This window comes from Methylobacterium sp. FW102-HT35C08 (assembly GCF_058790235.1).
In genome coordinates this window covers 3,947,613-3,973,214 of sequence record NZ_JBYTCL010000002.1, presented here as the reverse complement: position 1 = coordinate 3,973,214, position 25,602 = coordinate 3,947,613, and the positions used below count along the sequence as shown (strand labels likewise).

At 70.2% G+C, this 25,602-nt stretch carries 29 protein-coding genes; 12 read left to right on the top strand and 17 right to left on the bottom strand.

Features of this window, described 5'->3' with window-relative positions:
* Positions 1-198: 198 nt before the first annotated feature.
* Together AC3WSN_RS18930 and AC3WSN_RS18925 are read right to left on the bottom strand one after the other, a co-directional pair.
* Positions 199-1,569, bottom strand: coding sequence for an MFS transporter (locus AC3WSN_RS18930; RefSeq protein ID WP_192709944.1), 1,371 nt, complete (start codon positions 1,567-1,569; stop codon positions 199-201).
* A complete protein-coding gene (locus tag AC3WSN_RS18925; protein WP_492543162.1) occupies positions 1,566-2,297 on the bottom strand; it encodes a PRC-barrel domain-containing protein in 732 nt (243 codons plus the stop codon). Before AC3WSN_RS18925 ends, AC3WSN_RS18930 begins: the two co-directional genes overlap by 4 nt.
* A 327-nt stretch (positions 2,298-2,624) precedes the next feature.
* Between AC3WSN_RS18925 and AC3WSN_RS18920 the strand changes: the two genes are divergently transcribed.
* Positions 2,625-3,032 (top strand): hypothetical protein, encoded by a 408-nt coding sequence (locus AC3WSN_RS18920; RefSeq protein WP_192709945.1) that lies wholly within the window; start codon positions 2,625-2,627, stop codon positions 3,030-3,032.
* A 31-nt stretch (positions 3,033-3,063) separates the two neighbouring features.
* Here AC3WSN_RS18920 and AC3WSN_RS18915 read toward each other — a convergent pair whose 3' ends face one another.
* The 3 genes from AC3WSN_RS18915 to AC3WSN_RS18905 all read right to left on the bottom strand — a co-directional run bounded on the left by AC3WSN_RS18915 (position 3,064) and on the right by AC3WSN_RS18905 (position 4,314).
* Complete coding sequence (locus tag AC3WSN_RS18915) at positions 3,064-3,498, bottom strand: PRC-barrel domain-containing protein (RefSeq protein WP_192709964.1); 435 nt, start codon at positions 3,496-3,498, stop codon at positions 3,064-3,066.
* Positions 3,499-3,646: 148 nt separating this feature from the next.
* Entirely contained in the window at positions 3,647-4,132 is a 486-nt protein-coding gene (locus tag AC3WSN_RS18910) for a DUF2721 domain-containing protein (protein WP_192709946.1), read from the bottom strand.
* Positions 4,133-4,191: 59 nt separating this feature from the next.
* The gene (locus AC3WSN_RS18905) at positions 4,192-4,314 is read right to left on the bottom strand and encodes a hypothetical protein (RefSeq protein WP_283214847.1); all 123 of its coding nucleotides are present in this window, start codon (positions 4,312-4,314) and stop codon (positions 4,192-4,194) included.
* Between the two features lie 243 nt (positions 4,315-4,557).
* Here AC3WSN_RS18905 and AC3WSN_RS18900 point away from each other — a divergent pair, with 243 nt between their 5' ends.
* Positions 4,558-4,917, top strand: coding sequence for an SWIB/MDM2 domain-containing protein (locus tag AC3WSN_RS18900; protein WP_192709947.1), 360 nt, complete (start codon positions 4,558-4,560; stop codon positions 4,915-4,917).
* A gap of 289 nt (positions 4,918-5,206) precedes the next feature.
* On the opposite strand, the gene AC3WSN_RS18895 is transcribed toward AC3WSN_RS18900, so the two are convergent.
* The 5 genes from AC3WSN_RS18895 to AC3WSN_RS18875 form a co-directional block, all read right to left on the bottom strand.
* Positions 5,207-6,004 (bottom strand): SDR family NAD(P)-dependent oxidoreductase, encoded by a 798-nt coding sequence (locus AC3WSN_RS18895; RefSeq protein WP_492539986.1) that lies wholly within the window; start codon positions 6,002-6,004, stop codon positions 5,207-5,209.
* A gap of 83 nt (positions 6,005-6,087) precedes the next feature.
* Complete coding sequence (locus AC3WSN_RS18890) at positions 6,088-7,491, bottom strand: MFS transporter (protein WP_492539984.1); 1,404 nt, start codon at positions 7,489-7,491, stop codon at positions 6,088-6,090.
* A 208-nt stretch (positions 7,492-7,699) separates the two neighbouring features.
* A complete protein-coding gene (locus tag AC3WSN_RS18885; RefSeq protein ID WP_492539982.1) occupies positions 7,700-9,046 on the bottom strand; it encodes an ATP-binding response regulator in 1,347 nt (448 codons plus the stop codon).
* Positions 9,043-10,263 (bottom strand): FIST signal transduction protein, encoded by a 1,221-nt coding sequence (locus AC3WSN_RS18880; RefSeq protein ID WP_492539980.1) that lies wholly within the window; start codon positions 10,261-10,263, stop codon positions 9,043-9,045. The genes AC3WSN_RS18885 and AC3WSN_RS18880 overlap by 4 nt, the downstream gene beginning before the upstream one ends.
* Before the next feature lie 155 nt (positions 10,264-10,418).
* Positions 10,419-11,003, bottom strand: coding sequence for a c-type cytochrome, methanol metabolism-related (locus tag AC3WSN_RS18875; RefSeq protein ID WP_192709952.1), 585 nt, complete (start codon positions 11,001-11,003; stop codon positions 10,419-10,421).
* A 252-nt stretch (positions 11,004-11,255) separates the two neighbouring features.
* Between AC3WSN_RS18875 and AC3WSN_RS18870 the strand changes: the two genes are divergently transcribed.
* From AC3WSN_RS18870 to AC3WSN_RS18860, 3 genes are all read left to right on the top strand, one after another.
* Entirely contained in the window at positions 11,256-11,942 is a 687-nt protein-coding gene (locus AC3WSN_RS18870) for a transglutaminase-like cysteine peptidase (protein WP_492539978.1), read from the top strand.
* Positions 11,943-12,052: 110 nt separating this feature from the next.
* Positions 12,053-12,376: a hypothetical protein gene (locus AC3WSN_RS18865; RefSeq protein WP_192711517.1), complete on the top strand. Its 324-nt coding sequence runs from the start codon at positions 12,053-12,055 to the stop codon at positions 12,374-12,376.
* Positions 12,377-12,977: 601 nt separating this feature from the next.
* Positions 12,978-13,562 carry a methyl-accepting chemotaxis protein gene (locus AC3WSN_RS18860; RefSeq protein ID WP_492539976.1) on the top strand — a complete coding sequence of 195 codons (585 nt, stop codon included), beginning with the start codon at positions 12,978-12,980 and terminating at the stop codon, positions 13,560-13,562.
* Positions 13,563-13,628: 66 nt separating this feature from the next.
* Here the strand turns inward: AC3WSN_RS18860 and AC3WSN_RS18855 are convergent, their stop codons facing one another.
* The 5 genes from AC3WSN_RS18855 to AC3WSN_RS18835 all read right to left on the bottom strand — a co-directional run bounded on the left by AC3WSN_RS18855 (position 13,629) and on the right by AC3WSN_RS18835 (position 16,988).
* Positions 13,629-14,072, bottom strand: a complete 444-nt coding sequence (locus tag AC3WSN_RS18855; RefSeq protein WP_492539974.1) for a hypothetical protein — start codon at positions 14,070-14,072, stop codon at positions 13,629-13,631.
* Positions 14,073-14,235: 163 nt separating this feature from the next.
* Positions 14,236-14,706 carry an arsenate-mycothiol transferase ArsC gene (locus AC3WSN_RS18850; protein WP_492539972.1) on the bottom strand — a complete coding sequence of 157 codons (471 nt, stop codon included), beginning with the start codon at positions 14,704-14,706 and terminating at the stop codon, positions 14,236-14,238.
* 23 nt (positions 14,707-14,729) lie between these two features.
* On the bottom strand, positions 14,730-15,212 hold the full coding sequence (locus AC3WSN_RS18845; RefSeq protein ID WP_192711512.1) for a UPF0262 family protein: 483 nt from the start codon (positions 15,210-15,212) through the stop codon (positions 14,730-14,732).
* A 10-nt stretch (positions 15,213-15,222) separates the two neighbouring features.
* Entirely contained in the window at positions 15,223-16,518 is a 1,296-nt protein-coding gene (gene hisD, locus AC3WSN_RS18840) for a histidinol dehydrogenase (protein WP_492539970.1), read from the bottom strand.
* A 20-nt stretch (positions 16,519-16,538) separates the two neighbouring features.
* Positions 16,539-16,988 (bottom strand): DUF2948 family protein, encoded by a 450-nt coding sequence (locus AC3WSN_RS18835; protein WP_192711510.1) that lies wholly within the window; start codon positions 16,986-16,988, stop codon positions 16,539-16,541.
* Positions 16,989-17,175: 187 nt separating this feature from the next.
* Between AC3WSN_RS18835 and AC3WSN_RS18830 the strand changes: the two genes are divergently transcribed.
* Positions 17,176-17,568 carry a hypothetical protein gene (locus AC3WSN_RS18830; RefSeq protein WP_492539968.1) on the top strand — a complete coding sequence of 131 codons (393 nt, stop codon included), beginning with the start codon at positions 17,176-17,178 and terminating at the stop codon, positions 17,566-17,568.
* Positions 17,569-17,716: 148 nt separating this feature from the next.
* Here AC3WSN_RS18830 and murA read toward each other — a convergent pair whose 3' ends face one another.
* Positions 17,717-19,006, bottom strand: a complete 1,290-nt coding sequence (murA, locus tag AC3WSN_RS18825) for a UDP-N-acetylglucosamine 1-carboxyvinyltransferase (protein WP_492539966.1) — start codon at positions 19,004-19,006, stop codon at positions 17,717-17,719.
* An 86-nt stretch (positions 19,007-19,092) separates the two neighbouring features.
* Positions 19,093-19,272 carry a hypothetical protein gene (locus AC3WSN_RS18820; protein WP_492539964.1) on the bottom strand — a complete coding sequence of 60 codons (180 nt, stop codon included), beginning with the start codon at positions 19,270-19,272 and terminating at the stop codon, positions 19,093-19,095.
* Between the two features lie 342 nt (positions 19,273-19,614).
* Here AC3WSN_RS18820 and hemA point away from each other — a divergent pair, with 342 nt between their 5' ends.
* The 6 genes from hemA (at position 19,615) to yidC (ending at position 25,602) form a co-directional block, all read left to right on the top strand.
* Complete coding sequence (hemA, locus tag AC3WSN_RS18815; RefSeq protein ID WP_492543160.1) at positions 19,615-20,883, top strand: 5-aminolevulinate synthase; 1,269 nt, start codon at positions 19,615-19,617, stop codon at positions 20,881-20,883.
* A gap of 309 nt (positions 20,884-21,192) precedes the next feature.
* Complete coding sequence (locus AC3WSN_RS18810) at positions 21,193-21,990, top strand: inositol monophosphatase family protein (RefSeq protein WP_192711507.1); 798 nt, start codon at positions 21,193-21,195, stop codon at positions 21,988-21,990.
* A 229-nt stretch (positions 21,991-22,219) separates the two neighbouring features.
* Positions 22,220-22,765: an adenine phosphoribosyltransferase gene (locus AC3WSN_RS18805; RefSeq protein ID WP_210029822.1), complete on the top strand. Its 546-nt coding sequence runs from the start codon at positions 22,220-22,222 to the stop codon at positions 22,763-22,765.
* A gap of 169 nt (positions 22,766-22,934) precedes the next feature.
* A complete protein-coding gene (gene rpmH / locus AC3WSN_RS18800) occupies positions 22,935-23,069 on the top strand; it encodes a 50S ribosomal protein L34 (protein ID WP_039893469.1) in 135 nt (44 codons plus the stop codon).
* Between the two features lie 78 nt (positions 23,070-23,147).
* The gene (gene rnpA / locus AC3WSN_RS18795) at positions 23,148-23,753 is read left to right on the top strand and encodes a ribonuclease P protein component (protein ID WP_492539961.1); all 606 of its coding nucleotides are present in this window, start codon (positions 23,148-23,150) and stop codon (positions 23,751-23,753) included.
* The gene (gene yidC / locus AC3WSN_RS18790) at positions 23,743-25,602 is read left to right on the top strand and encodes a membrane protein insertase YidC (protein ID WP_192711504.1); all 1,860 of its coding nucleotides are present in this window, start codon (positions 23,743-23,745) and stop codon (positions 25,600-25,602) included. The genes rnpA and yidC overlap by 11 nt, the downstream gene beginning before the upstream one ends.

Here is a 25,602-nt window from a genome sequence, read left to right as displayed (position 1 = left end):
ACCATTCCGTATTCGCGCGGCGTGGGCTTGCGGGTTAAGGCGGCGTGCAGCGCGGGCGCAAACTGACCCGCAGCGGCAACGCGAGAGCGTTGCCATTGTTGCACCGTCCCGCCTCGTATCGCGCGCCTTTTATCGCTCCAACCTGAACGCCACTTGAGCGGTTCAGACATACACAAGCGAAACCGATGCCGCGGCCGCTCAGGCCGCGGGATCGGTCTGGCGCGTCTCGGGCATAATGAGCGCCACCAGCATGAAGGCCGCAAATCCCATGCAGGCCAGCCCCAGGAAGGCGCTGTGGCTGCCGAGATGGTCGGCCATGATCCCGGCGAGCGAGGTCGAGAGGGCGGCGCCGATGCCCATGGCGGTTCCGACGGCGCCGAGGGCGAGGTTGAAACGCCCGGTGCCGCGGGTGAGATCCGAGACGATGAGCGGCACCATCACGCCGAGGACGGAGGCCGAGACCCCGTCGAGCACCTGGATGGCGACGAGGCCGTACGGATTGGTCGTGTAGGCGAGCAGCAGGCCGCGGACGGGCAGGGCGCCGAAGCCGAGGAGCAGCACCGGATAGCGCCCGAATCGCTCGGCCGCCCGGCCGACCGCCGGGGCGCTGACCGCCAGGACCGCCTGCGGGATCATGATGCAGGCGGCGATCAGCGCGGTCGCCGTCTCGCTCGTGCGCAGCGTCAGGACGCTGCCCACGAGCGGCAGCATCGCGGCGTTGGCGAGGAAGAACAGCACCATGCAGGCCGAGAAGCACAGCAGTCCGCGGTTGGTCAGCAGGGAGCGGATGCCGTCCTGCCCGGACGGGCGCGGCGCCTGCTGCGGCGCGGCCGGCTCCTTGAACACGCTCGGATCGATGTCCTGGGCGCGGATGCGCGACAGGGCGATGACCGCCGGGAGCCCGAGCGCGGCCGTCAGGTAGAACACGGCGCCGTTCGACAGGTAGTAGCCGATCGCGCCCATACCGGCCGCGCCGAGGGCGTTGCCCAAAGCTGCGAAGCTCGCGTTCCGGCCGAGGCGCTCGCCCGCATGGGCGCGCCCGACCAGGCCGATGCTGATCGCCGCGATGGCCGGCGTGAGGACGCAGCTCGCCCCCGAATGGACCGCCATCGCCAGCAGCACCACCAGGAAGCTCGGCCAGACCGCGAGCGCGAAGGCGCTGCCCGCGATGCCGATCACCGCCACGGCGGCGGCGAAGCGCTTCGAGCGCACCACGTCGACGAAGGCGCCGCCCGGCACCTGCCCGAGCAGGGCGACGAGGCTGCCGACGGTCAGAGCGAAGCCGATGTCGGACTGCGTCCACTTGGCCTGCGAGAAGTAGACCGCCAGGAACGGCCCGAAGCCGGTCTGTAGATTGGCGACAAAGAACGCGAAGCCATCGAGGCCGTAGCGGCTCGCCGGCGCGATCGCGCGCCCGGCAGGATGCGCCTCGGTCATCGGCATCGGCTCGCGCGCGCTCTCGGCCGCCTGATCCTTCAGGCGCAGGGGGCGGGAGCGGATATCTTGCCGGGACACCTCGCGCTCGCGGGTTGAGGTGGCGGTTCGAACCTTCAATCGGGCCACCGTCACTTATCCGGCGCCTTCTCCGGCGGGCTGGCGGCCGTGGTCGGGGCGGCGCCCGTCGGCGCGGGCGGGGGCGCTGCCGCAGGGCTGGCCGGAGTGGTCGCCGGTGTGGCGGGCGGAGCGACCGCGGCCGGCGCAGGCTGCGCGGCGGGCACGGCCGCGGTGGCCGCCTGCTCGCTCTCGCTCCCGGGCGCCGCCGGGCTGGCGGGGCCGAGCACCACGATCGGCTCGCCGGCCTTGTATTCGGGCGACACGCGGACCTGGTTGCGGGTCAGCGCGACGGACAGCTTGCGTTCCTTGCCGCCGTCCGGGGCGAAGCGCAGGGCGCGCCAGTCCACCGCGATCTTGCGGGTGCCGACGCCCAGGAAGCCGCCGAAATCGATGATCGCGGCGCGCGGATGCCCGTCCTTGTCGATGATGATGTCGATGACCCGGCCCAGCTCGTCGCCGCCGGCGCTGCGCACGCTGCGACCGAGCAGGCTCTCGTAATCCTGGGTGTCGAGGACCGTGGCCGGCGTGCCCTGCTGCTGGGCTTGCGGCAGGGGAGCCGGGGGAGGTCCCGGCGGGGTTGGGGCGGGCGGAGCCGCGGGGGCCGGCGCGGCGGTTAGGCCCGGGGTCGGGTTCGCCGCGGGGGCCGAGGGCGGAGCTTGACCGGATGCGCCCTCGCTGCCGCTGGACTGGGCCTGCGCCGCGGCCCCCGATGCCCAGAGGGCAAGCGTCACGACCGCGATCATCCGGTTGGTTCTGAACACGCTTCGTCCTCTGAGGAAGGGTCGGGCCCAGCCGGCACGCCGGCGCAACCGCGACCGTATCGGCTGGTTCGAGGTCCGCCGCCGGCCGGACCCCGCCTGCGATGGGCTCTCGTGCCGCAGGACCTGGGCGAAGTTATGGATCACGCCGGGCGGGCCGCAAGGATCGGACCGTTGCGGAAGGCGGGCGCCGGTCGGAGACGGTACTGTCTGGTTTTCGCCGCATCCCCGGCGTAGAAACCCGCGCACAAGCTCATGCGAGAGCTCATGCGAGCCGTGGACAGCACCGCGGCCCCTTGCGAGGACTGCACGATGTCGACCCTCCCCTCGTCGCGACGCGCCGCTGCGCGCGGCCTTGCGCTCGGCGTTGCCCTGGCCGGCCTCGTGGCAGGTTGCCAGGCGCTCGGTGGCGGCGGCGGCGTGATGCCGGCCACGGAGGTTGGGCTCCCGCCGTCCCTGCGGGGATCGCTGCCGAACCGCGAGCCGCGGAACGCCGCGGTCGATGCCGACGGCCAGCCGCTGCAGACCGCGCCGACGAAGCAGCTCGCGATCCCGAAAAGCGCCGGAGCCTCGACCCGCAGCGCCGATAACGGCGAGCGCCGGATCCGGCGCGAGGATCTCGATGGCGGCAACGCCGCGGTCGGCGGCAGCGGCGGTAGCGGCTCGATGGGTCCGATGCTGTCGCCCGGCGGCAGCGTCGGCCTCGGCGGGAAGTTCTGAGCGCGCGGCGCGGCGCGGGCCGCCCGACCGCTCAGGCGGTCGGCGCACGCCGTCCGTAGTAATCCTCGATCCGGCCGCCATAGGCCGGATCCGCGAAGCCGTCCTCACCCGGCCCGTGGCTCGGCGCCCCGGCGAGGACGCCCGGATCGATATCGACCACGTAGCCCCCGAGTTCGGTGCTGTAGGTCAGCGCCTTCCACGGCAGGGGATGATGGTTCTCCCCGAGCCCCAGGAAGCCGCCGAAGGCCAGGACCGCGTAGGCGACCTGCCCGGTTATCTTATCCACCATGAAATTGTGGACGGCGCCGAGATGGCGGCCGGTCCGGTCATAGACGGCCGTGCCCTCGACCTTGTTGGAGCCGATCAGCCGGCTGGTCTCGTCGATGGCGATGCCCTCGCCCATGGGATCGAGTTCCAGCGTGCCCGGCTTCCGCACGGCGCGTTCTTTGGGTAGGTCCGTCGGCATGGTCACTCCCGGTTCGTCGACGCGGCAGGGGCCGCATCCGGTCATCCCTGCGGACCAAGCGGGTCGATGCGGACGGGTTCCGTGCGCCCCGCGCCGTGCATGGTTGCGGCGCGGTTAGACGTGCGTCTCGGCTCGGCCCGCGGAGCGCTCAGAGATCGGCCGGCAGGCCGGCGCTCGCCCGCCGCTGGTTGATCCGGTCCCGAACCGAGCGGCTCGCCAGGAGCATCTCGAAGCCGAAGGCGACGAGGGCGCACAGCGTGCACAGGATCGCCGCACCGAAAAGGCCGAACAGCAGGGTCGCCACCGTGTTGTCGCGCAGCGCTCCGACGAACAGCGTCAGCACCGAGCCGCAGGTGGCCACGCCGCCGAGGGCGGCCAGGAACACCGCGGCGTCGAGGGCGAGCGAACGCTGGTGTAGGCGGTCGAGGCGCCGGCCCAGGAGGATGCGCTCCGCCTCGCCCGCACCGGCCAGCAGGCCGGAGACGCGGTCGGCCTGATCCGCCACCCGGGCGAGCCGGGCACCGAAGACGTTCAGCAGCGTCGCGATGCCGGACAGGAGAAAGACGGGGCTCAGCGCCACCTGAACGATGTGCGCGGTGCTTTCCAGGGCCGTGAGTGCGGTCGGATCAGTCATGCCGGCCGGCAGATGCACCGGGCAGGCCCGGGCCGCAACAGCGATGCGCCGCGCTCAGTTCAGATGAGGCCGCGACCCGGCTCCATGCCGGAAGCGGCCGGTTCGGCCCGGATGCTGAGCCCGAGACCAGTGATCAGCCCGGTGGCGAGCAGCAGCGCGAGTGTGAGGGCGGGGGCGATCATGACTGTACTTCAGCGGCAGGATCATTAAGAGCAGGTTTCATCGGCGTGAATCCGGTGAATAATCTTCCCGCTCGCGCCAATCCGGCCGCTCCGGCGTGGATTCTGGCGCCTGCCTTGTGGATGAGGGGGGCGCGAAGGCGATTTCCCCTTGGAACGGCAGCGGCACCGCTTAGTTGCTGCTATGCTGGCTCGGCCGTGGGGCGATCATGCCCCGGCCTGCGGCCCGAGAACCGGAGGAATTTTATGGCCACAAAGACCGAGAAAGCTGCGCCGAAGGCAGCCAAGACCACCAAGACTGCAGAGAAGGCCGCTCCGGCCAAGGCTGCGAAGCCCGCTGCGACCAAGTCCGCCAGCACCAAGCCGAATGCCCTGCAGCAGCCGCTGAAGCCTTCGGCCGAGCTCGGCGCCATCGTCGGCACCAGCCCGCTGCCCCGCGGCGAGGTGGTCAGCAAGGTTTGGGATTATATCAAGAAGAACAACCTTCAGAACCCCGAGAACAAGCGCGAGATCGTCGCCGACGACAAGCTCAAGAAGGTCTTCGGCAAGGACAAGTGCTCGATGTTCGAGATGAACAAGCATCTCGCGGCGCACCTGAAGGCCTGATCTTACCCTAGAGCCAAGCCCGGCCCTTCACCGGGCCGACGGCTCTAGGAGTTTCGTCGCTTCATTTGCGTGCGGCAGCCGCCCGTCATGAGGATGCCCAGCGCACGGTGAGCCGCCGTCATTCCGGGCTCCGCTGCGCGACTCCGGAATGACGGGGTGAAAGCGGCTGCGACGCCTTCATACGGCGAAGCGGATTGCGCGGGCGGCCGAGGACGATCGCGCGATGCGCCTTCTGTCGCCCGCACGGGAACTGCGGCCCTTCACGCCTGTCCCGTGATCCGAAGCCGCTCTAGGCGAGGCCCTGGAGGACACCGCCATCCACCCGCAGGGCGGCGCCGGTCGTGGCGCTCGCCGCCGGGCTGCAGAGATAGGCGACCAGGTTGGCGACCTCCTCCACCCGCGCAAGGCGCTGGATCAGGGAGCTGGGGCGATGCTCGGCGACGAACTTGCGGCCCATGGCCTCCAGGTCGGCATCGGCCTGTCCGCCGGCCATCTGCGTCATGAATTCCGCGACGCCCTCCGACAGCGTCGGTCCGGGCAGGACGCTGTTCACGGTGACGCCGCTGCCCGCGACCGTCTGGGCGAGGCCGCGCGAGACCGCGAGCTGTGCCGTCTTGGTCATCCCGTAATGGACCATCTCGGTCGGCGTGTTGATGCCGGACTCGCTGGAGATGAAGATCACCCGGCCCCAGCCCCGCTCCGCCATGCCCGGCGTGTAGGCCCGTGAGAGGCGCACGCCGCTCATCACGTTGACGTCGAAGAAGCGCTGCCAGTCCGCGTCGGGGATTTCGAAGAACGGCTTCGGCTCGAAGATCCCGGTGTTGTTGACCAGGATGTCGACGGTCGGCAGATCCCGCACCAGCGCGGCGACGCCCGCGTCTGTCGACACGTCGCCCGCCGCCGCGAAGGCGCGGCCGGCTCTCGCCTCGCCCCGCAACTTGGCGAGGGCCGCCTCGACCCGCTCGGGCGTGCGGCCGTTGAGGCCGACTTCGGCGCCGAGGTCGCACAGCTCCTTGGCGATGGCGTAGCCGATGCCGGCGGTCGAGCCGGTGACGAGGGCCTTCCGGCCTGTAAGATCGAGATCCATGGGATTCTCCAGCACGTGACGATCGAGCGACTAAATCGGGGCGTCAACGCAGGCCCGCCCGGTCGGTGGCATGCCGGAGCCGTCTAGCCGCTCCGGCTCCGCCGCAGGACGCTGGCGCAGCCGCCGATCACGGCGAGCGCCACCGCGCAGGACAGGGAGAGGGTCACGGCCCGATCGGCCCCGAGCCCGTGGGTCAGGCCGAAGATCACCGCCACGAGGGCGGCGCCGAGCGACTGGCCGGTGAGGCGCGCGGTCGATTGCATCCCGCTCGCCCCGCCCGCCCGCTCTCGGGGGGCCGAGGTCACGATCACCTTGTTGTTCGGCGACTGGAAGAGGCCGAATCCGAGGCCGCACAGGGTGAGGCGCCAGACGATGTCGAGGGTGGCGGGCGCGGCGGGCAGCAGCGTCATGCAGACGAGGCCGGCGGCCATCATGGCCAGCCCGATCCCGCCGAGGATCCCGGGCGGATAGCGGTCGGCGAGCCGCCCGGAGATCGGCGCCATGGCGGCGACCGCGATCGGCCAGGGCGTCAGCAGGAAGCCGGTCTGGGTGCTGGAGAGGTGCAGCACGTCCTGGAAGTAGAAGGGCAGCGCCACGTAGGAGACCATCTGGGCGCAGAACGAGGCCACCGAGGTCGCCATCGACAGAGCGAAGGCGGGGATCCGCAGGAGGTCGACCGGCAGGAGCGGTGCGGGCAGCCGGATCTGGCGCCGCACGAACACCGCACCGATCACGAGGGCGCCCGCCAGTTCCGCGACGGCGATCCGCTGGCCCTCCGGGTCCCCGAGGCCGTCGATGCCGATGATCAGGAGGCCGAAGGTCAGCGCATTGAGGATCGCGCTCACGAGATCGAAGGGCCGTCCGCTCGCCGGCGTCACCGGCAGGGTGCGCGAGGCCACCGCCAGCGCCAGCAGGCCGACCGGGATGTTGACCAGGAACAGCCAGGGCCAAGTCGCCACCGACAGGATCGCGGCCGCCACGGTCGGGCCCGCGGCCGAGGCCACGGCGACCACCAGCGCGACGTTGGCGACGCCCTGGCCGATCATCCGGTGCGGGTAGATGAAGCGCACGAAGCCGATATTGACGCTCATGATCGCCGCGGCGCCGAGACCCTGGACGATCCGGGCCGCGATCAGCAGCGGCAGGCTCGGCGCGACCGCGCAGGCAAGCGATGCGGCCACGAAGATCGCGAGGCCCGGCAGGTAGACCTTCCGGAAGCCGAAGATGTCGCCGAGGGAGGCGAGCGGCAGCAGACTCGCGGTGACGGCGATCTGGTAGGCGTTGACGACGAAGATCGCGTCGGCCGGCTTGACCGCGAGGTCCTTGGCCATGACCGGCAGGGCGACGTTGACGATGGCGCCGTCGAGCACCGCCATGGTCATGGCGAGCCCGACCGCCGCCATGGCGAGGACGCGCTCCCGCGGCGGCAGGCCGTCGGTGCTGCTGCCCTGTGCGGCGGCGCCTGAACCGGGCGGGACCTGCGCCATGATCGCGCGCGCTCCTGCGGCGTCCCGGACGGCCGTGACGTCGATCGTTGGGAAAAATCCGGGCGCGGTCGCGCCACGAAGACTGGCTTCCTGTCGCGCAGCGCCGGCGGCCCGTCGAGGGGCGCGGTGTGTTGTATGTCACGGCGCGGGCGGGTTTGTTCGCCTCGGGCGACCGATCGGCGCGTCCATGCGCGGCCCGGGGCGCCGCTCAGGCGAGCATGTAGGTCAACAGCGAACGGAGCTGCGCCGGCTTGATCGGCTTGCGCACGAGCTCGGCCCCCGCCGCCACGACCCGCGCCTCGACGTCCTCGGTATGATCCGCGGTCGTCACGATGACCGGGAGCGGATCGGTGCGCCCGGCCTGGAGGTAGGCGGCGACGTCGAGCCCGCAGGCGCCGTCGTCGAGGTGGTAATCGAGCACGAGGATGTCCGGCGGCGGCGCCCCGGCCGCGACGGCCGCTTGAACGCCGGCGAGATCGCGGAAGGTCGAGACCCGCGCGTCCCAGTTCTGGAGCAGGCGCGCGAGGGCGTCGGCCGTGGAGGCGTCGTTCTCGACCACCAGGACATGCGCCCCCGACAGCCGGGTCGCCACGGGAGCGGGCGGCGCGCCGGCGGCCGGAACGGCGCTCAAGGGCAGGGACAGCGCGACGCGGGTGCCGTGGCCGGGCCGGGAGGCGAGGCTCAGCGGATGGTCCAGCGCCTGGGCCATGCGCCGGACGATCGACAGGCCGAGGCCCAGCCCCGGCTCCTCCCCGGTGGCGGTGCGCGCGCCGCCGCGGAAGAACTCGTCGAAGACGAGGTCGCGTTCCTCGGCGCTGATCCCGCAGCCGGTATCGGTCACCTCCACCCGGACGCCGCCGGCGCGCCGCCGCGCGGCCAGGACGATGCCGCCCGCGCTCGTGTACCGGACCGCGTTCGAGACCAGGTTCTGGAGGATGCGCTGCAGCAGGACCACGTCGCTGGTGACGGTCAGGTCCGGGCAGCGCACCGAGAGCCGCAGGCCCTTGCGCTCCGCGAACGGCTTGAAGCTCTCCGCCAGCTCGGCCAGCAGGTCGGGCAGGAACACCGGCTGCAGTTGCGGCCGGACGATGCCGGCATCGAGCTTGGAGATGTCCAGGAGTGTCTTGATCAGGTCCTCGATCGTCTGGAGCCCGCGCTCCACCTGGCCGGCGATGATGCGCGCCTCCGGCGGCACGTCGAGGTCGGCCAGCGCCGAGATCGACAGGCGAGCGGCGTTCACGGGCTGCAGCAGGTCGTGGCTCGCCGCTGCGAGAAAGCGGGTCTTGGACCGGTTCGCGGTCTCGGCCTCCTCCTTGGCGGCACCCAGCGCCGCGTTGGAGCGCTCCAGCCGGTGCATCAGCCCGGTGAGCTCCTCGGTCCGGGTGCGGACCCGGCCTTCCAGCATGATGGCGGTCTGGAACAGCGAGTAGGCGCTGCCCCGCTGGTCCATGGTCCGCTCGACATGGGACATCAGCGCGGCGTTGATGCGCTCGAGCTTCTCGATCCGCCGGTGCAGGGACGCGTCGGTCTCGAGCCCGCCGGCATGGACGGTCACGAGGCCACCGGGGGCAGGGCGTCGCCGGGTTCCGCCACGGCCAGGCTCTTGCCGATAGCGATGCCCGTGAAGGTCTGGTTCAGGTGCATCGCCCGGTACTGCTCGCCGAAGGTCTCGAAGCCGACGACGTTGTAGCGGCGGTAGAGGTCGGTGATGCCGTGGCGCACCTGGCGGCTCTCGGCGTCGAGACGGCGCAGCACGCATTCGAAGCCGATGATCAGGTCGACCCCGCCGAGCGCCGCGTCGAGCCGGGTCAGCTCCGCCCGCGTCGAGGCGACGATGTCGCGCGGCTCGGCCAGCGTCAGCACGACGCCCTCGTCGACGGCGCAGAAGAAGCTCAGCGAGCCGTCCTCGTTCATCCGGCGGATCGACCGGCAGAAATACTCGCCCCCGACCTTCACGGCGAGCGGGTAGGCGGCGAAGCTCATCGGCGACAGGCCTTCGGGATCGAGGCCGATCGCCATCGCGTATTCGCGCGCCGCCGGCTCGGCATTCAGCTCGTGCACGGTGCGCCGCTCGCCGTCCGACGCCGTGACCACGAACTTGGTCCGAGTCGGCTCGAAATTGTCGCTCTTGAAGATCTCCACCGAGAAATCCGTCTCGACCAGCACCAGGACCGCCGCCTTGCGGTGGATCTTGCCGCCGTGGAGCAGGACCGCGTCCCGGAAGCGCAGGTCGTCGCCGGCCGAGCCGCCGACGATCGGGATCCCGTCGAGCGCCCAGGCGATGGCCGAGACCACGGTTTCCTCGGCATTGGTGAGGCCGTCGATCAGCGAGAGCGCGAAGCGCCGCCCGGCCGCGGCCGGGTCACCCTCGCGGCAGCGCTCCGACGGATCGAGCGTCCGGCGCAGCGAGCGGACCGCGGACGCGGTCCGCTCGACGTCGAGATGGTCGATGGCATCCAGCACCGTCGAGACGATGCGGAAGCGTTCGGCTGGAAACGCGATGGCGACGAGGCCACGGTCTAGACCGCCGGCCGGCGCGATGCCGCCCGACATCGAGCAGCCGGCCACTGGAACGCCGGGAAACCGGGTCTCCAACTCGCGGGCCAGCATCTCGGCATCGTAATCGGCGGAGAAGAACACCACGATCTGCGACAGGGCGGAATCGCCGACGGCCCGGGCCACGTCCCCGACCGCGTCGGTGGCCGAGGCCGCCTCCGTCCAGGCCGTGCAGATGCCGCACAGATGGCGGCGAACCCCCGATCCCTGAACCACGTTCCACCCCCTGCGACCCCCTCGGCGAGCTTGGCGCCCGCTCTTCAGCGTCTTACGCGGAGTATGTCGTGCGCAACCGAACCACGCAACTTTGCGGCTCGATGCGCGCTCAGGTTCAGTCGGTCAGGACCGCCCCGTCAGGTCCATTTGGACCGTCACTTCATGCAGGCATCCTCGGCCTTCTCGAAAGCCGCCGGCTTGGGCTCGTGCTCGGGGGGACGGTTGCGGCCCAGCGCGCCGTCGGAGCGGGCACGCAGATACGTATAGATGTCGGGCATGTAGCACATGACGTTCCGGTTATCCCCGAAGGCCGGCATGACCAGCTCCTGCGAGGCGTTCACGTCCTTCTTGCCGCCGACGATGATCCCGGCGAAGTGCGCGTAGTCCATGCCCTTGAGGGCATCGACCAGAGACGGCGCGTAGGTCGAGCCCATGCCGTCCGGCCCGTGGCAGACGATGCAGTTGGCGTTGTACCGGAGATAGCCGGACATCGTGTACCAGTCGACTTTCTTGCCGTTGTCGGTGACGTGGTAGGTCGGGTCGCCGTTCTTGTCGGTGTACTGGCCGTCCTGGACCTTGGCCGGCTGTGTCGGACCGTCGCTCTTCAGGTCGGCGGCGCTCGTCCCGCCGGACGCCGCGGGCGGCGTGGTCGGGGCCGCGAAGGCCGCGACCGGACCGAGAGCACCTGCTGCGAGTCCGGCCAGGACGATCCCGGTAACCCTGCTTGCTGCGCACCGCATGAGATTTCCTCCTGCCGCCCACAGGCTGTTTCCCGGGGATGCGGCGCGGGGATAACGACCTTCGCCGATCAGGAAGGTCTCGGTGTTCATTCACGTTTTCGCGCAGGCGGCGAACCCGCGATCACAACGATGTGGCCGTCCTGCATTATCCGCGTTGCGCACAGCATTAACCTTTTGTTAATCGGCGGATTGCCGCCGGCCCGCCGGCGTGAGAGCTTTCGTTAACGAGAGCTTAACGGTTGGGTCACGGCGATGCGGTTCGCGGTTTCCAAGGTGCAGGGACTGGTCTCCGGCTCCGCATCGCGTCGGCTCTCCGGCCCTCGCCGCGCGGTCTTCGGCCTCGCCCTCTCGGTCCTCGGCCTGGCCGGGCTCGCGCTCCCTGCGGCGGCGCAGACGCTGGCGAGCCTGCCGTCCGAGGCCGGTGCCAAGGTGCAGGGTGATGCCCGTCCGATCGCCGCGTGGGTGACGTTCTGCCAGAGCTACGCGGCGGAATGCGCGGTGGACCGGACCGAGCCGTCGCGGATCAGCCTGACGCCGGCGACCTGGGCGACGATCGTGTCGGTGAACCGGCGGGTGAACAAGGTGGTCGAGCCGATGACCGACCAGGACCACCTGCACGTGGCCGACCGCTGGGACCTAGCCGAGGACGGCATCGGCGATTGCGAGGACTTCCAGCTGCTCAAGCGCCACATGCTGGCCGAGGCGGGCCTGCCGCGGCGGGCGATGCGCATGACCGTGGTGATCGACGAGAAGGGCGAGGGCCACGCGGTGCTGACGCTGGTCACCGACCGGGGCGACCTCGTCCTGGACAACAAGACCAACGCGATCCTGCCCTGGCACCGGACCGGCTACGTGTTCATCAAGCGCGAGAGCCAGGACGCTGTCGCCTGGGTGTCGCTCGGCGGCGTCACCTCGCCCGTCACAACCGCCAATCGCTGAGGCTGCCGCGTCGGGCGCCGCCCGCGGGTGCCTCTCGCCTCCGAGCCGATATCTTAACCGGTTGCTAACCCTATCGGTGGCATTCTGTCCGGGGACGGAGTGCCTGATCGATGCTGCCAGCCCGCCACCTGTCGCCGGTCCTGTCTCTCGCGGCGCTGCTGGTCGTCGGCTGCGGTACGGCACGGGCGAGCGGCGACGCCGCGATGCGGCACGACCTCTGGCGCGACTGCCTCAACCGCAACTTCGAGATCCAGGCCGTGCTCACCGAGCGGGAACTGGCCGCCGACGCGGCCTTTCGGGCCTGTCGGGACACCGAGGACGCGTATCTGTCGGCCCTGGCGGGCTCGCCGCTCCTCGCCGACGACGACGTGGTTCGCGCCCGGCCAATGCTTGCCAGCCGCTTCCGCGCCTGGTTGATCGGCGGCCGCGGATAGGTCCCCGACCCGGTGATGGGCCCGGGACCGTGTCCGTCGCGCGATGACCCCCGGCCGGGCGAGCCGAAACCCTGCCTTTCCCGCCGCGCTGACTGTCGAATGCGTCGTTGCGAGGACGACCGGCCCGCAACCGTCAACCCGTGGAATCCCGACCTCGGGTGTGCGGATGCGCCCGACGATCGCGCGTCAGATCTGCCGAGCCCTCCGCGTCGGCTCGGATTGTCCAGGGGCGGATTTGAAAAATCGCCCGGCGAAAAAAAATCTATAGATTTCGAATAGATGTGTTCTGTGCCCGGTTGCTGGAAGACGTGTCCACCGAGGCGCGCCGGTCGGCCGAGGCGCGGTGCCGGGCGGCCACCCAGGAGATGGCCGAACGCTTCGAGCGCGCCGTCGCCGGGATCATCGCCCGGGTCGCTTCCGCGGCCGCTGCGCTTCAGGCGACCGCGCGGCAGATGGCCGATACGGCCCAGGGGACAGCTCGGGACTCCAACCGGGTCGCCGCCGGGCAGGCCGAGGCCAACATCGCCACATTCGCGGCCGCGACCGGGCAACTCGACGGCTCGACCAGGAGATCCGCCGCCAGGTCAGCGCCTCATCCGACATGGCCCAGCTGGCCGTCGCCGAGGCCGATCAGACCGCGGCCTTGGTGACGGAGCTGCACGAGGCGGCGGAAGCGATCGGCACCGTGGTCCGGCTGATCGCCGCGCTCGCCGAGCAGACGAACCCGCTGGCGCTGAACGCCGCGATCGAGGCGGCTCGTGCCGGCTCCGCCGGGCGCGGCTTCGCGGTGGTGGCCGCCGAGGTGAAGGCGCTCGCCGGGCAGACGACGGCGGCGACGGAGGATATCGCCGGGCAGATCGGCCGGATCCAGCGTGTCACCGGCGATGCGGTCGGTGCGATCAGCGCGATCCTGAGCCGGATCCGTGAGATCGCCGAGATAGCGGAATCCGTGGCCGCTTCGGTAGAGGGGCAGGGCACCGCAACGCGGGACAACGTCTGCCATGTTGCGGACGCGACGGCAGGCACCCGCGCGGTCACCGTCACGATCACGACCGTGGCGCAGGCTGCCGCGCAGACCGGCATTGCGGCGGCGCACGTGCTCGCTACCGCCTCGGACCTGCCGCAGCACGCCGACGCGCTCAAGACCGAGATGGACAGGTTCCTCGTCACTGTCCGGGCGGCTTGAGCGGTTCCGCCTGCGTCATCCCGGCGCCGATGCAGGCCTCGCCAGGGCGGCCGGCCGCGTTCCGGCCTACGCCCCGCAAGCACAACAGCTGCGTACGTTCGAGATCCGCTGTTCGCGTGCGCCGTAGATCGGGTTCGGGGTCCCGTAGATCCGCCAGTGCTTGATCCACTGCTTGACGTAATGCGGGCCATTCGGCGTCGTCGCGAGCGCGTGGGCGGCCCAGCAATCGGCCAGCTTCTTGGATGTGGTATGGATGGCGAGCGATCCGTATGCCTGGACGAAATAGAAATGACTGGCATCGGCGACTTGGGCATCGACGGCGGCGGCCCGCGAGGGACAGTAGAAGATGCCGTCCGGTCTCGCGGACGCGACTTCTCCGCCCGTCATCGCGCATTGATTCGTCAGCGTGACGTCAAGTAGTCCACCCGTGGGACGCCATTGCGCCAGACTTTGGTGTGTCAGTCCAGCGTAGTTCGTGGCAACCGCGACGAACAGGATCGTTTTGTTCATGACGTTCTCCTCCGGATCGAGCTGCGGAGGAACTTTACATCATGAAGGCTGCCGTCGATCACTTGCTAGGCACTGCTGGAATCTGGGTGCATGACAAAATGAGCCGCGCTTTGCGAGACCGTGCGCTCGGCCTGCCCCGGCCGCGCGCCGCGATCCCGTCCCGCTACGGCTTCAACCGGGCCTTGATCCGCCGGGTGAGCCCGTCGCGGACGTCCCGATAGGCGTCGAGGCGCTGCTCGCGGGAGGCGTCCTGCACCAGCGTCGGATCCGGGGTCGGCCAATACTCGACATCAGCGGCGAGCGTGTGCGTCAGGGCGAGGGCGCGGTGATGCGCCTCCGGAGCGAGGGTGATGATCAGGTCGAAGTTCAGACCCTCCCAATCCTCCAGCTCCTCGATGGTGCGCGGGCGATGCCGGCTCGCGTCGATCCCGATCTCGTCGAGGGCGGCGATCATGAACGGGTCCGTGGGCTCACCGGAGCGCACGCCCGCCGATTGCACGTAGGTCGACTTGCCGAAATAGGCGCGCGCGATCGCCTCCGCCGCCACCGAGCGCACGGCGTTGTAGTTGCACATGAACAGGACGGACTGGACCCGTTGCTTCTTCGGTATGGTCTCGGGGAAGGGCTCAGCCATCGCGCGCAGGGCCGAACGGCACCCTAGCCCTTCCAGTGCAGGGCGAAGATCAGGGTGAACAGGCGGCGCGCCGTATCGTGGTCGAGGTCGACCTTGCCGTCGAGGCGCTGCTTGAGCGTGTCGGACGCCTCGTTGTGCAGGCCCCGCCGACCCATGTCGATCGCCTCGATCTGCGACGGCGAGGCGGTGCGGATCGCGTTGTAGTAGCTCTCGCAGATCATCTCGTAGTCGCGGATCACCCGCCGGAACGGCGTCAGCGACAGGAGGTGCGTCATCACCGGCTCGCCATCCACCGTGCTGATCGCAAAGGACAGCTTGTTCTCGACGAGGCCGAGCGTCAGCGCATAGGGGCCCTCCCGGCCGGGGATGGTGAAGGAATTGTCCTCCAGGATGTCGAACAGCGCAATCGCCCGCTCGTGCTCCTGATCCGGGTTGCCGCGGGCGATCGACGCCTCGTCCAGGCTCACCTTCGCGAGGCGGTTCGGCCCGCGCTGCTTCTCCGCCATCCCCAAAACCTCACAGGTTCAGCCGGATCGCGACGGAGCGGGCATGCCCCTCAAGGCCCTCCGACCGGCCGAGGTTTATCGCTGCCGGGCCGAGCGCCCGCAAGCTCTCCGGCGTGCAGGCGAGAATCGTGGTCCGCTTCATGAAGTCGAGGACCCCGAGCCCGGAGGAGAACCGGGCCGAGCGGGCCGTCGGCAGGACGTGGTTGGGGCCACCGACATAGTCGCCGATCGCCTCCGGCGTGTGCGAGCCGAGGAAGATCGCTCCGGCATTGCGCACCCTGGCGGCCAGCGCCTCGGCATCCTCCGTCTCGATCTCCAGGTGCTCCGGGGCGAGGCGGTCCACCAGCGGCACGGCCTCGTCGAAGGTCCGGACCCGGATGATCGCGCCGTAATCGCGCCAGCTCGCCCGGGCGATCTCCTGGCGCGGCAGGGTGGTCAGCGCGCGCTCGACGGCAGCCTCGACGGCGCCGGCGAGTTCGGCGCTGTCGGTGATCAGGATCGCCTGCGCGGCCACGTCGTGCTCGGCCTGCGCAAGCAGGTCGGCGGCGATCCAGTCCGGGTTGGCGTGGCCGTCGGCCAGGATCAGCACCTCGGACGGGCCGGCGATCATGTCGATGCCGACCTGGCCGAAGACACGGCGCTTGGCCGCCGCCACCCAGGCGTTGCCGGGCCCGACGATCTTGGCGACCGGCGCGATGGTCGCGGTGCCGTAGGCCAGCGCCGCCACCGCCTGGGCGCCGCCGACCCGGTAGACCTCGTGCACGCCCGCGAGCTGCGCGGCGGCCAGGACCAGCGGGTTCATCTGGCCGTCCGGTGTCGGCACCACCATGACGAGGCGCGGCACGCCGGCGACTCGGGCCGGGAGCGCGTTCATCAGCACGGAGGACGGATAGCTCGCGGTGCCGCCCGGTACGTAGAGGCCGACCGATTCCAGGGCCGTCCAGCGCCAGCCGGCTGTGACCCCGAGGGCGTCCGTGGCGCGGTGGTCCGTCGGGCGCTGCGCCCGGTGGAAGCTCTCGATCCGCTCGGCGGCGAGGCGCAGGGCGTCCAGGGATTCAGCCGGACAGGCCGCGACCGCCGCGGTGATCTCCGCGTCGGTCACCCGGAGGTTCTCCGCGGAAAACCCCGCGCCGAGGCGGTCGAACCGCCGCGTGAATTCGACCAGGGCCGTGTCGCCCCGGGCGACGACATCCCCGATGATGCCGCGCACGGCCTCGTCCACGTCCTCGGCGATCTCCCGCTTGACCGTGAGCAGGCGCGCGAAATCGGCGGTGAATTGCGGATCGCTGCTGTCGAGCCGGACCATCGGATGCCTTCTGTCTCTCGTCAGGCCGCCGTGCCGGCGGCCGTATCCCGCGTGTCGATGTCGTGGCCGGGACGGGTCGCCGCTTCCCAGACCGGGCCCAGATCCTTCATCCGGACCTCGATGCATTCGACCTCCAGCCGCACCGCCGCACCGCCGGAGAAGACCAGATCGACGTGGCCCGAGGGGGCGTTCGTGGGCGTGAAGGTCAGGGCCAGCAGGCTCATCGGCGTCGCGTCGCCAGGTGTCAGGCCGCGCGTCTTCACGGTGAGGACGCGCTCGAAATGGACGCCGGCGAGGCGCCGCCTCGGCGGGACGTCCGGCGTCCAGTCGAAGCGCCGCGCGACCATCAGGAACCGGTGCTCGCCGGCCAGATAGGTCAGATCCTCCGGGCGCAGGATCGCGTCCTGGAGGTGCGCGGAGATCACGGTCAGGTCCTCGGCGTCGAGGGCGGCGAGCCTGAGCAGCTCCATGAAGGTGTCCTCGGGAAACGTCAGCGCGGATCGGATCAGACGGGAGCGGCCCGCGGCAGGGCGTAGGTAGCGGGACGCTCCCGTTCGGGCAACGGCCTGAGCCGCTTGGCGATCCGGATCCGGCCCAGGTTCGGCCCAGCGCGGCCGCGTAACATTGCCTCTCCAACGCGTCGAGGCAGGATCGGGGATGGGCAAGCGCATCACGCAGGCGGGGCTGATCGTGCTGACGCTGGGGATGGCGGCCGGAGGTCCTGCCGCGGCGCAGGTCGGCCCGGACGCGCGGCCCTACGTGTTCGGCCGTCCTGACCCGGACCGGTTCGACGAGCCTCCGCCGCGGTGGGGTCGCCGGCCGCCGCCTCCGGACGACGCGTATGACTGGCCGCGGCGCCTACCTCCACCTCCGCCGGATGACGACGGGCCGCGCTATCGCGGGCACTATCGCGACGAGCGGCCGCTGTGGCGCGACAGCGTCTGCGTGACCGCCCGCGGTACCTGCGTGACGGCGCCAGCGCCGCCCAATGCGCCGTGCGGCTGCGAGATCCCGGGCTTCGGCTACAAGCGCGGGCAGATCGGCGACTGACGGGCGCGCTTGCCGAAAGACGCCTGCGGTGGACGGGCTTCGCTCCGTCATCACGCGGGTAGCGACGTGGGACCCCAGGGGCGCGCGACGTCGAGAGGCGTAGCGCAGCCCTGATCGCGACGACGGCCGGTTGGCCGCGTCCCTGGGCTCAGGCCCGCACGCGCTCGATCTGCGCCCCGCAGCGGCCGAGCTTGGCCTCCAAGGCCTCGAAGCCGCGGTCGAGATGGTAGACCCGGTTGATCTGGGTCTCGCCCTCGGCGGCGAGGCCCGCGATGACCAGGGAAACCGAGGCGCGCAGGTCGGTGGCCATCACGGGCGCGCCCTTCAGCCGCTCCACGCCCTCGACGATGGCGAGGTCGCCCTCGAGCCGGATCTTCGCACCGAGGCGGGCCAGCTCCTGCACGTGCATGAACCGGTTCTCGAAGATCGTCTCGCGGATGTGCGACTGGCCCTTGGCCAGCGTCATCAGCGCCATGAACTGCGCCTGCAGGTCGGTGGGGAAGCCCGGGAACGGGTCGGTGGTGATGTCGACCGCCGCAATGCCGGCGCCGTTGCGGCGCACCCGGATCCCGCCCTCGACCTGACTGATCTCGGCCCCGGTGGTCGACAGGACGTCGAGCGCGGAGTGCAGCAGGTCAGCCCGCGTGTCCTTCAGGACCACGTCGCCGCCGGCCATGGCCACGGCCATCGCGTAGGTGCCGGTCTCGATCCGGTCGGGCAGGACCTCGTGGCGGGCGCCGCCCAGCCGGGCCACGCCCTCGATCTCGATGCGCGGGGTTCCAGCGCCGCGGATCTTGGCGCCCATCTTGTTCAGGCACTCGGCGAGGTCGACCACTTCCGGCTCGCGGGCGGCGTTCTCGATCACCGTGGTGCCGTAGGCCAGCGACGCCGCCATCAGCGCAACGTGGGTGCCGCCGACCGTGACTTTCGGGAAGTCGATCCCAGCCCCGCGCAGGCCGTTCTTGGTCCGGGCGACCACGTATCCGGCATCGATCTCGATCTCGGCGCCGAGTCTCTCCAGGGCCATGATCAGCAGGTCCACGGGCCGCGTGCCGATGGCGCAGCCGCCGGGCAGCGACACCTTGGCCTCGCCGAAGCGGGCGAGCAGCGGCGCGATCACCCAGAAGCTCGCCCGCATGGTCGAGACCAGCTCGTACGGCGCGGTGGTGTCGATGACGTTCGAGGCGGTGAGCCGGACGGTCTGGCCGGTCTCGGTGGTCTGGCCGGGCCGCTTGCCGACGACCATGTGGTCCACACCGTGGTTGCCGAGGATCCGCGTCAACGCGGCGATATCGGCGAGCCGCGGCACGTTGATCAGCTCCAGCGTCTCGCCGGTGAGCAGGCTGGCGATCATCAGCGGCAGCGCCGCATTCTTGGCGCCCGAGATCGGGATGATGCCGTTGAGCGGCACGCCGCCGGTGATGTGGATGCGGTCCATCGTGTGTCCTCGGGCGGCGCACCCTCACTGGCGCGCGGCCGGCCGTACTGCTCGCGGGCGCGGAAGCGCCCAGGCTTAGCCGTGCCCTATAGACCGGATTTGTCGGAATCAGGACCGCTTCCGTCAGGCTTGCGCGCGCAGGACTGGTCCGCATCCGGAGCCGGACTCGCCTCCGCCCGGCCGCGGCCCTGGGCCTTGCGGCGGCGCAGGTTCTGGCGAAGCGCTGCCTTGAGCCGTTCCGCGCGCTCGACCTTCGGGTCGGTCATGGCGCGACCCTTGGTCGCCGCAAGGTTGGGGCGGGCACATCCCGGCCGGACGAGCGATCTGCGGGTGGTGCCATGGGCTGTTACAGGGCGCTGGAGCCAAGTTCGGACCGGACGATCCTTGGGGACGCTAGCGGGTTCGCGCCGGCCTCTCAACGGATGCAACGCAGCGATGCCCGAACCTTACCTTGAACCAGTTCCAGATCCGCGCGTATCTTGCGCCCCTCACGCGAAGGACTGACCGAGGCCGGACCTCGATCGCGGGACCCGGGCGCTCGACGGCGCCGCCCGCGCGGCCGAACACGCGAAGGACGCTCGATGACCGTGACCCGGATGCCCAGCACGATGCTCGCCCCAACGGGATCGACGCGCGCGGGTTCTGGCTACGAGCGCTACTTCCGCGGTGCCCTGGATCAGCTGCACGGCGAGCGCCGTTACCGCGTCTTCGCCGACATCGAGCGGATCTCCGGGCGGTTTCCGACCGCGAAGTGGCGCCAGCCCGAAGGCAAGACCACCGAGATCACCGTGTGGTGCTCCAACGACTATCTCGGCATGGGGCAGCACAAGGAGGTCGTGGCTGCCATGACCGACACCGCCGCGCGCTGCGGCGTCGGGGCCGGCGGCACCCGCAACATCGCTGGCAACAACTCGCCCCTCGTCGATCTCGAGCGCGAACTCGCCGACCTGCACGGCAAGGAGGCAGGCCTCGTCTTCACCTCGGGCTACGTGTCGAACCAGGCCGGCATCTCGACGATCGCCAAGCTGATCCCCGACTGCCTGATCCTCTCGGACGCCTTCAACCACAACTCGATGATCGAGGGCGTGCGCCATTCCGGCTGCGCGAAGAAGATCTTCCGCCACAACGATCTCCAGCACCTCGAGGAGCTGCTTCAGGAGGCCGGCGATCGGCCGAAGCTGATCGTGTTCGAATCGGTCTACTCGATGGACGGCGACGTGGCGCCGATCGGCAAGATCTGCGACCTCGCCGACCGCTACGGAGCGATGACCTACCTCGACGAGGTTCACGCCGTCGGCCTCTACGGCCCGCGCGGCGGTGGCATCGCCGAGCGCGACGGCGTGATGCACCGGGTCGACGTTATCGAGGGGACGCTGGCCAAGGGATTCGGCTGCGTCGGCGGCTACATCACCGCCTCGGCGGCGATCTGCGACGCGGTGCGCAGCTTCGCGCCCGGCTTCATCTTCACGACGGCCCTTCCGCCTGCCGTGGCGGCTGCGGCCCGGGCGTCGGTGCGGTATCTCAAGCGCTCGAGCGCCGAGCGGGAGGCGCATCAGCGCCAGGCGGCGGCCACCAAGCTGGCCCTGAGCGCGGCGGGCCTGCCGGTCCTGGAGACCGAGACCCACATCGTGCCGGTGATGGTCGGCGACGCCGAGCTGTGCAAGGCGGCGGCCGATCACCTGCTGGAGCACCACGCCATCTACATCCAGCCGATCAACTACCCGACGGTGCCGCGCGGCACCGAGCGTCTGCGAATCACGCCGTCGCCGTTCCACGACGCGGGGCACATCGCGCGCCTGGCTGCGGCGTTGACGGAAACCTGGGAGGCGCTGGACCTGCCGCGGGCCGGGACGGTGTTCGTCGAGGCGGCGGAGTAGACGTTTTCGACGCAGCTGACAGAGTGCGGCCTACCCCCTCTCCCGTGCGGGAGAGGGTTGGGGTGAGGGATGATTGACTTCAGAATGGGGCAGGCTCTCGACGCGCGCTGAAGGGCGCGTTTCTTCCGGAGAGACCTGATCCCACACCTTGTCCCTCTCCCGCCCGGGAGAGGGGACCCGCGCCGCGCCGGTCAGCCGGTAGGGCTTGTTCAGGCTGGCACCCAGCCCATCCCCCAACCCCATCTCGTCTTTTTCGGCGCCGGCCTGTAACGACTGCGCCAACCCGTCCTCGCGAAAAGTCTCGAAAAGATGATCTCCTCACCCCTCATGACCGTCATGGTCGATGCCGTGCGCAAGGCCGCGCGCGGCCTGCGCCGCGACTACGGCGAGGTCGAGAACCTGCAGGTCTCGCGCAAAGGTCCGGGCGACTTCGTCTCCGCGGCCGACCGCAAGGCCGAGGAGGTGCTGCGCGACGCCCTGATGAAGGCGCGTCCGGGCTACAGCCTCGTGCTCGAGGAGAACGGGATCATCGAGGGCACCGACAAGAGCCACACCTGGCACGTCGATCCCCTCGACGGAACCTCGAACTTCCTCCACGGCGTGCCGCATTTCGCGGTCTCGGTCGGCCTCGAGCGCGAGGGCCAGATCGTGGCCGGCGTGATCTTCGACCCGATCAAGGACGAGCTGTTCGTCGCCGAGCGCGGCAAGGGCGCCTACCTCAACAACCGGCGCCTGCGCGTCTCCGGACGCCAGGACATGGCCGACGCGCTGGTCGGGTACGGCACGCCCTATCTCGGCCGCGGCAGCCATCCGCGCCTCCTGCGCGAACTCGGCGCCGTGATGGCGGTGGCCGGCGGCACGCGCCGGATGGGTTCGGCGGCCCTCGACATGGCCTACGTCGCCTGCGGGCGCCTCGACGCCTACTGGGAGCGCGACCTCCAGACCTACGATTTCGCCGCCGGCGTGATCCTGGTGCGCGAGGCGGGCGGCTTCGTGAGCTCGGCGGACGGCGCGGCCGAGCCGCTGGCGCCCCGGTCGGTCGCCGCTGGCAACGAGGGGCTGCACCGGGAGCTCGTCGCCATCCTCAAGAAGGTCCAGGCGGCCTGAGCCGCCCTGTCATCCCGGGACCGCGCAGCGGAGCCCAGGATCGAGAGCCGCGACAGCGACAGATCCTGCGCCGTCAGTGTTTCTGAGTTTCGGGCTCGCCTGCGGCGCCCCGGAACGACGGCGCCGCCTATGCCGCCCGCAGCCTGAGCCGGCCGCCACGCCGCCACCAACTGGTCAGCACCGCAACCTTCTGCTTTAAGCCCGCTCGTCTCCACGGAAGGCCGAACGCATGGAAGCCCGCCGCCACGTCGCGCTGAAGGAATCGGTCCGCTCGATTCCCGACTACCCGAAGCCCGGGATCATCTTCCGCGACATCACCACGCTGCTCAGCGACCCGCGCGCCTTTCGGCGGGCGGTGGACGCGCTGGTGCACCCTTACGCCGGCGGACAGATCCATCAGGTGGCTGGCATCGAGGCGCGGGGCTTCATCCTGGGCGGGGCCATCGCCCACCAACTCTCCTGCGGCTTCGTGCCGATCCGCAAGAAGGGCAAGCTCCCGCACACGACCGTGTCGATGGCCTACGCCCTCGAATACGGCACCGACGAGATCGAGATCCACGTCGACGCGGTCAGGCCCGGCGACAAGGTGCTGCTGGTCGACGACCTGATCGCCACCGGGGGCACCGCGACCGCGGCCGTGAACCTGCTCCAGAAGATCGGGGCCGAGATCGTGGCCGCCTGCTTCGTCATCGACTTGCCCGAGATCGGCGGGGCGCAGCGCCTGCGCGACATGGGCGTCGAGGTGCGCGCCCTGATGCAGTTCGAGGGCCATTGAGACCGGCGAAACGTTGACTTCGCGGGGTCCATCCGCCATAAGCCCGCCACTCGCGACGTGGCGCCCCGCATGGGCGCCCTTCGTGTTTGCAGACAACCAAGGACGCGTGAAGGTCGGGTGCGGCGTCAGCCGCCCGCGAGCGCGCCTCGACCTTTGAAGGCTCTGAGCCATGAAGAGAACCTACCAGCCGAGCAAGCTCGTCCGTAAGCGCCGTCACGGCTTCCGTGCGCGCATGGCCACCGCCGGCGGTCGCAAGGTGATCGCGCGTCGCCGCGCCCACGGCCGCAAGAAGCTGTCGGCCTGAAGCCGGATCCTCGCGGGCGCGGCCGCCGTCAGGCCCCGCGTCACGAGGCAAGTGGTGTCGGCCGGGATCGAACCATCGATGGCGACGATCGAGCGGCTCAAGAAACGACCCGACTTCCTGGCGGCAGCCGAGGGGCGTCGCTTCCACACCGAGCGCATGACCGCGCAGGGGCGTCTCCGAAACCCGGAGGCCTGCCCCGGCCTCCGTCTCGGCTTCACCATCACGAAGCGTGTCGGCCACGCGACGGAGCGCAACCGAATCCGGCGCCGCCTGCGCGCGGCCGTCGGGCTGGTCGCGGCCGAACTGCCGGGCGAGCTCGCTGGCCTGCCGGCCGACATCGTGCTGATCGCCCGGCGACCGGCGCTGGACGCCTCGTTCGAGGCCCTGGCCGAGGACCTGCGGCGCGCGATCCCGGTCGTGACCCGCCCGGCGGCGCCCCGCGGCGATCGGTCCCCCCATCGCTCTGGCGGCCGGCGGTCCAAGACCACACCTCAGACAGCATCTCTCCCGCGCGATGCGGACCGCGCCTCCGCGCAGGCCGTGCCGCGCGGAGAAGCCGACATCGGCCCGTTGCAGCGGTGCGACAGAGATCCCCGAATCACCGGCGCGCACAGGTCCCCCGGGGCCGGCGCCGGTCCTGATGCCACTCCGAACGCGTGCGGCGGTGTCCCTGATGGGCAATGACAAGACGAACATGTTCGTGGCCATCGGCCTGTCGCTGCTGGTGCTGCTCGGGTGGCAGTACTTCGTGGCCGGCCCGCGCATGGAGCAGCAGCGGCTGATCGAGGCGCAGAACAAGGCCGCGCAGCAACAGCAGCAGCCCCCGGGCGTGACCCCGGACGGCGTGCCCTCGCCGTCGCCGAAGGAGGGCGGCCCGGCCGCACCCGCGCCCGGCACCCTGCCGACCGCGCAGGGAGGCCCGGTCTCCCGCGAGGCGGCGCTCGCCCGCTCGCCGCGCATCCGGATCGAGACCCCGGCGCTCTCCGGCTCGATCGCCCTGAAGGGCGGCCGCGTCGACGACGTGTCGCTCAAGAACTACCACGAGACCGTCGATCCCAAGAGCCCCGAGATCGTGCTGTTCTCGCCGGCCGGCAGCGAGACGCCCTACTACGCCGAGTTCGGCTGGGTCGGCGCCAATGCCGGGCCGCTGCCCAACAACGACACGCTCTGGACCAGCGACGGCAAGACGCTCTCGCCCGGCATGCCCGTGACCCTGACCTGGGACAACGGCGCCGGCCTCGTGTTCAAGCGGATCTTCGCCGTCGACGACAAGTTCATGTTCACGGTCCGCGACGAGGTCGAGAACAAGGGTTCGGGAGCGATCACGCTCTACCCGTACAGCCTCGTCTCCCGCTGGGGTAAGCCGCACACCCAGGGCTACTACGTCCTACACGAGGGCATGATCGGCTATCTCGGCAACGACGGCCTCCAGGAATTCACCTACGACAAGCTCGCCAAGGAGGGCGCCTATGGCGGCGCCAACACCAAGGGCCGGGCCTGGACCGGCGTGAACGGCGGCTTCGTGGGCATCACCGACAAGTACTGGGCGGCGGCCGCGATCCCCGATCAGGACACGCCCTATACCGGCGCCTTCACCGACCGGACCGACGGCACCACCAACGTCTACCAGGCGAGCGTGCGCGGCGACGCCGTGAACCTGGCGGCGGGCGCCTCGGCGACCGCGACGCAGCGGCTGTTCGCGGGCGCCAAGGAAGTCAACCTGATCAACAACTACGAGAAGGACCTCGGCATCAAGCACTTCGATCTGATGATCGACTGGGGCTGGTTCTTCTTCATCACAAAGCCGATGTTCCGGGCGCTGGACTTCTTCTACCACCTGTTCGGCAATTTCGGCGTCTCGATCCTGGTGGTGACCTTCTGCCTGAAGCTGCTGTTCCTGCCGATCGCGAACCGGTCCTACGTCTCCATGGCCAAGATGAAGGCCGTGCAGCCCGAGATGGCCGCCATCCGCGAGCGCTACAAGGACGACCGCCTGAAGGCGCAGCAGGCCACGATGGAGCTGTACAAGAAGGAGAAGATCAATCCGGTCGCCGGCTGCTGGCCGGTGCTGATCCAGATCCCGGTCTTCTTCGCGCTCTACAAGGTGCTGTTCATCACCATCGAGATGCGCCACGCGCCGTTCTTCGGCTGGATCCACGACCTCGCGGCGCCGGATCCGACGAGCATCGTCAACCTGTTCGGCCTGCTGCCCTTCCCGGCGCCCGACTTCGTCCACCTGGGCGTCTGGCCGCTGATCATGGGCGTGACCATGTTCGTGCAGATGAAGATGAACCCCGCGCCGCCGGACCCCGTCCAGGCGCAGATCTTCACCTTCATGCCGATCGTGTTCACCTTCATGCTCGGCTCGTTCCCGGCCGGCCTCGTGATCTACTGGGCCTGGAACAACACCCTGTCGGTGATCCAGCAATACGTCATCATGCGCCGCAACGGCGTGAAGGTGGAGCTGTGGGACAACCTGCGGACCACGTTCCGGCGCGGCAACGGCACGAAGGCGGCCGCCACCAAGAGCTGA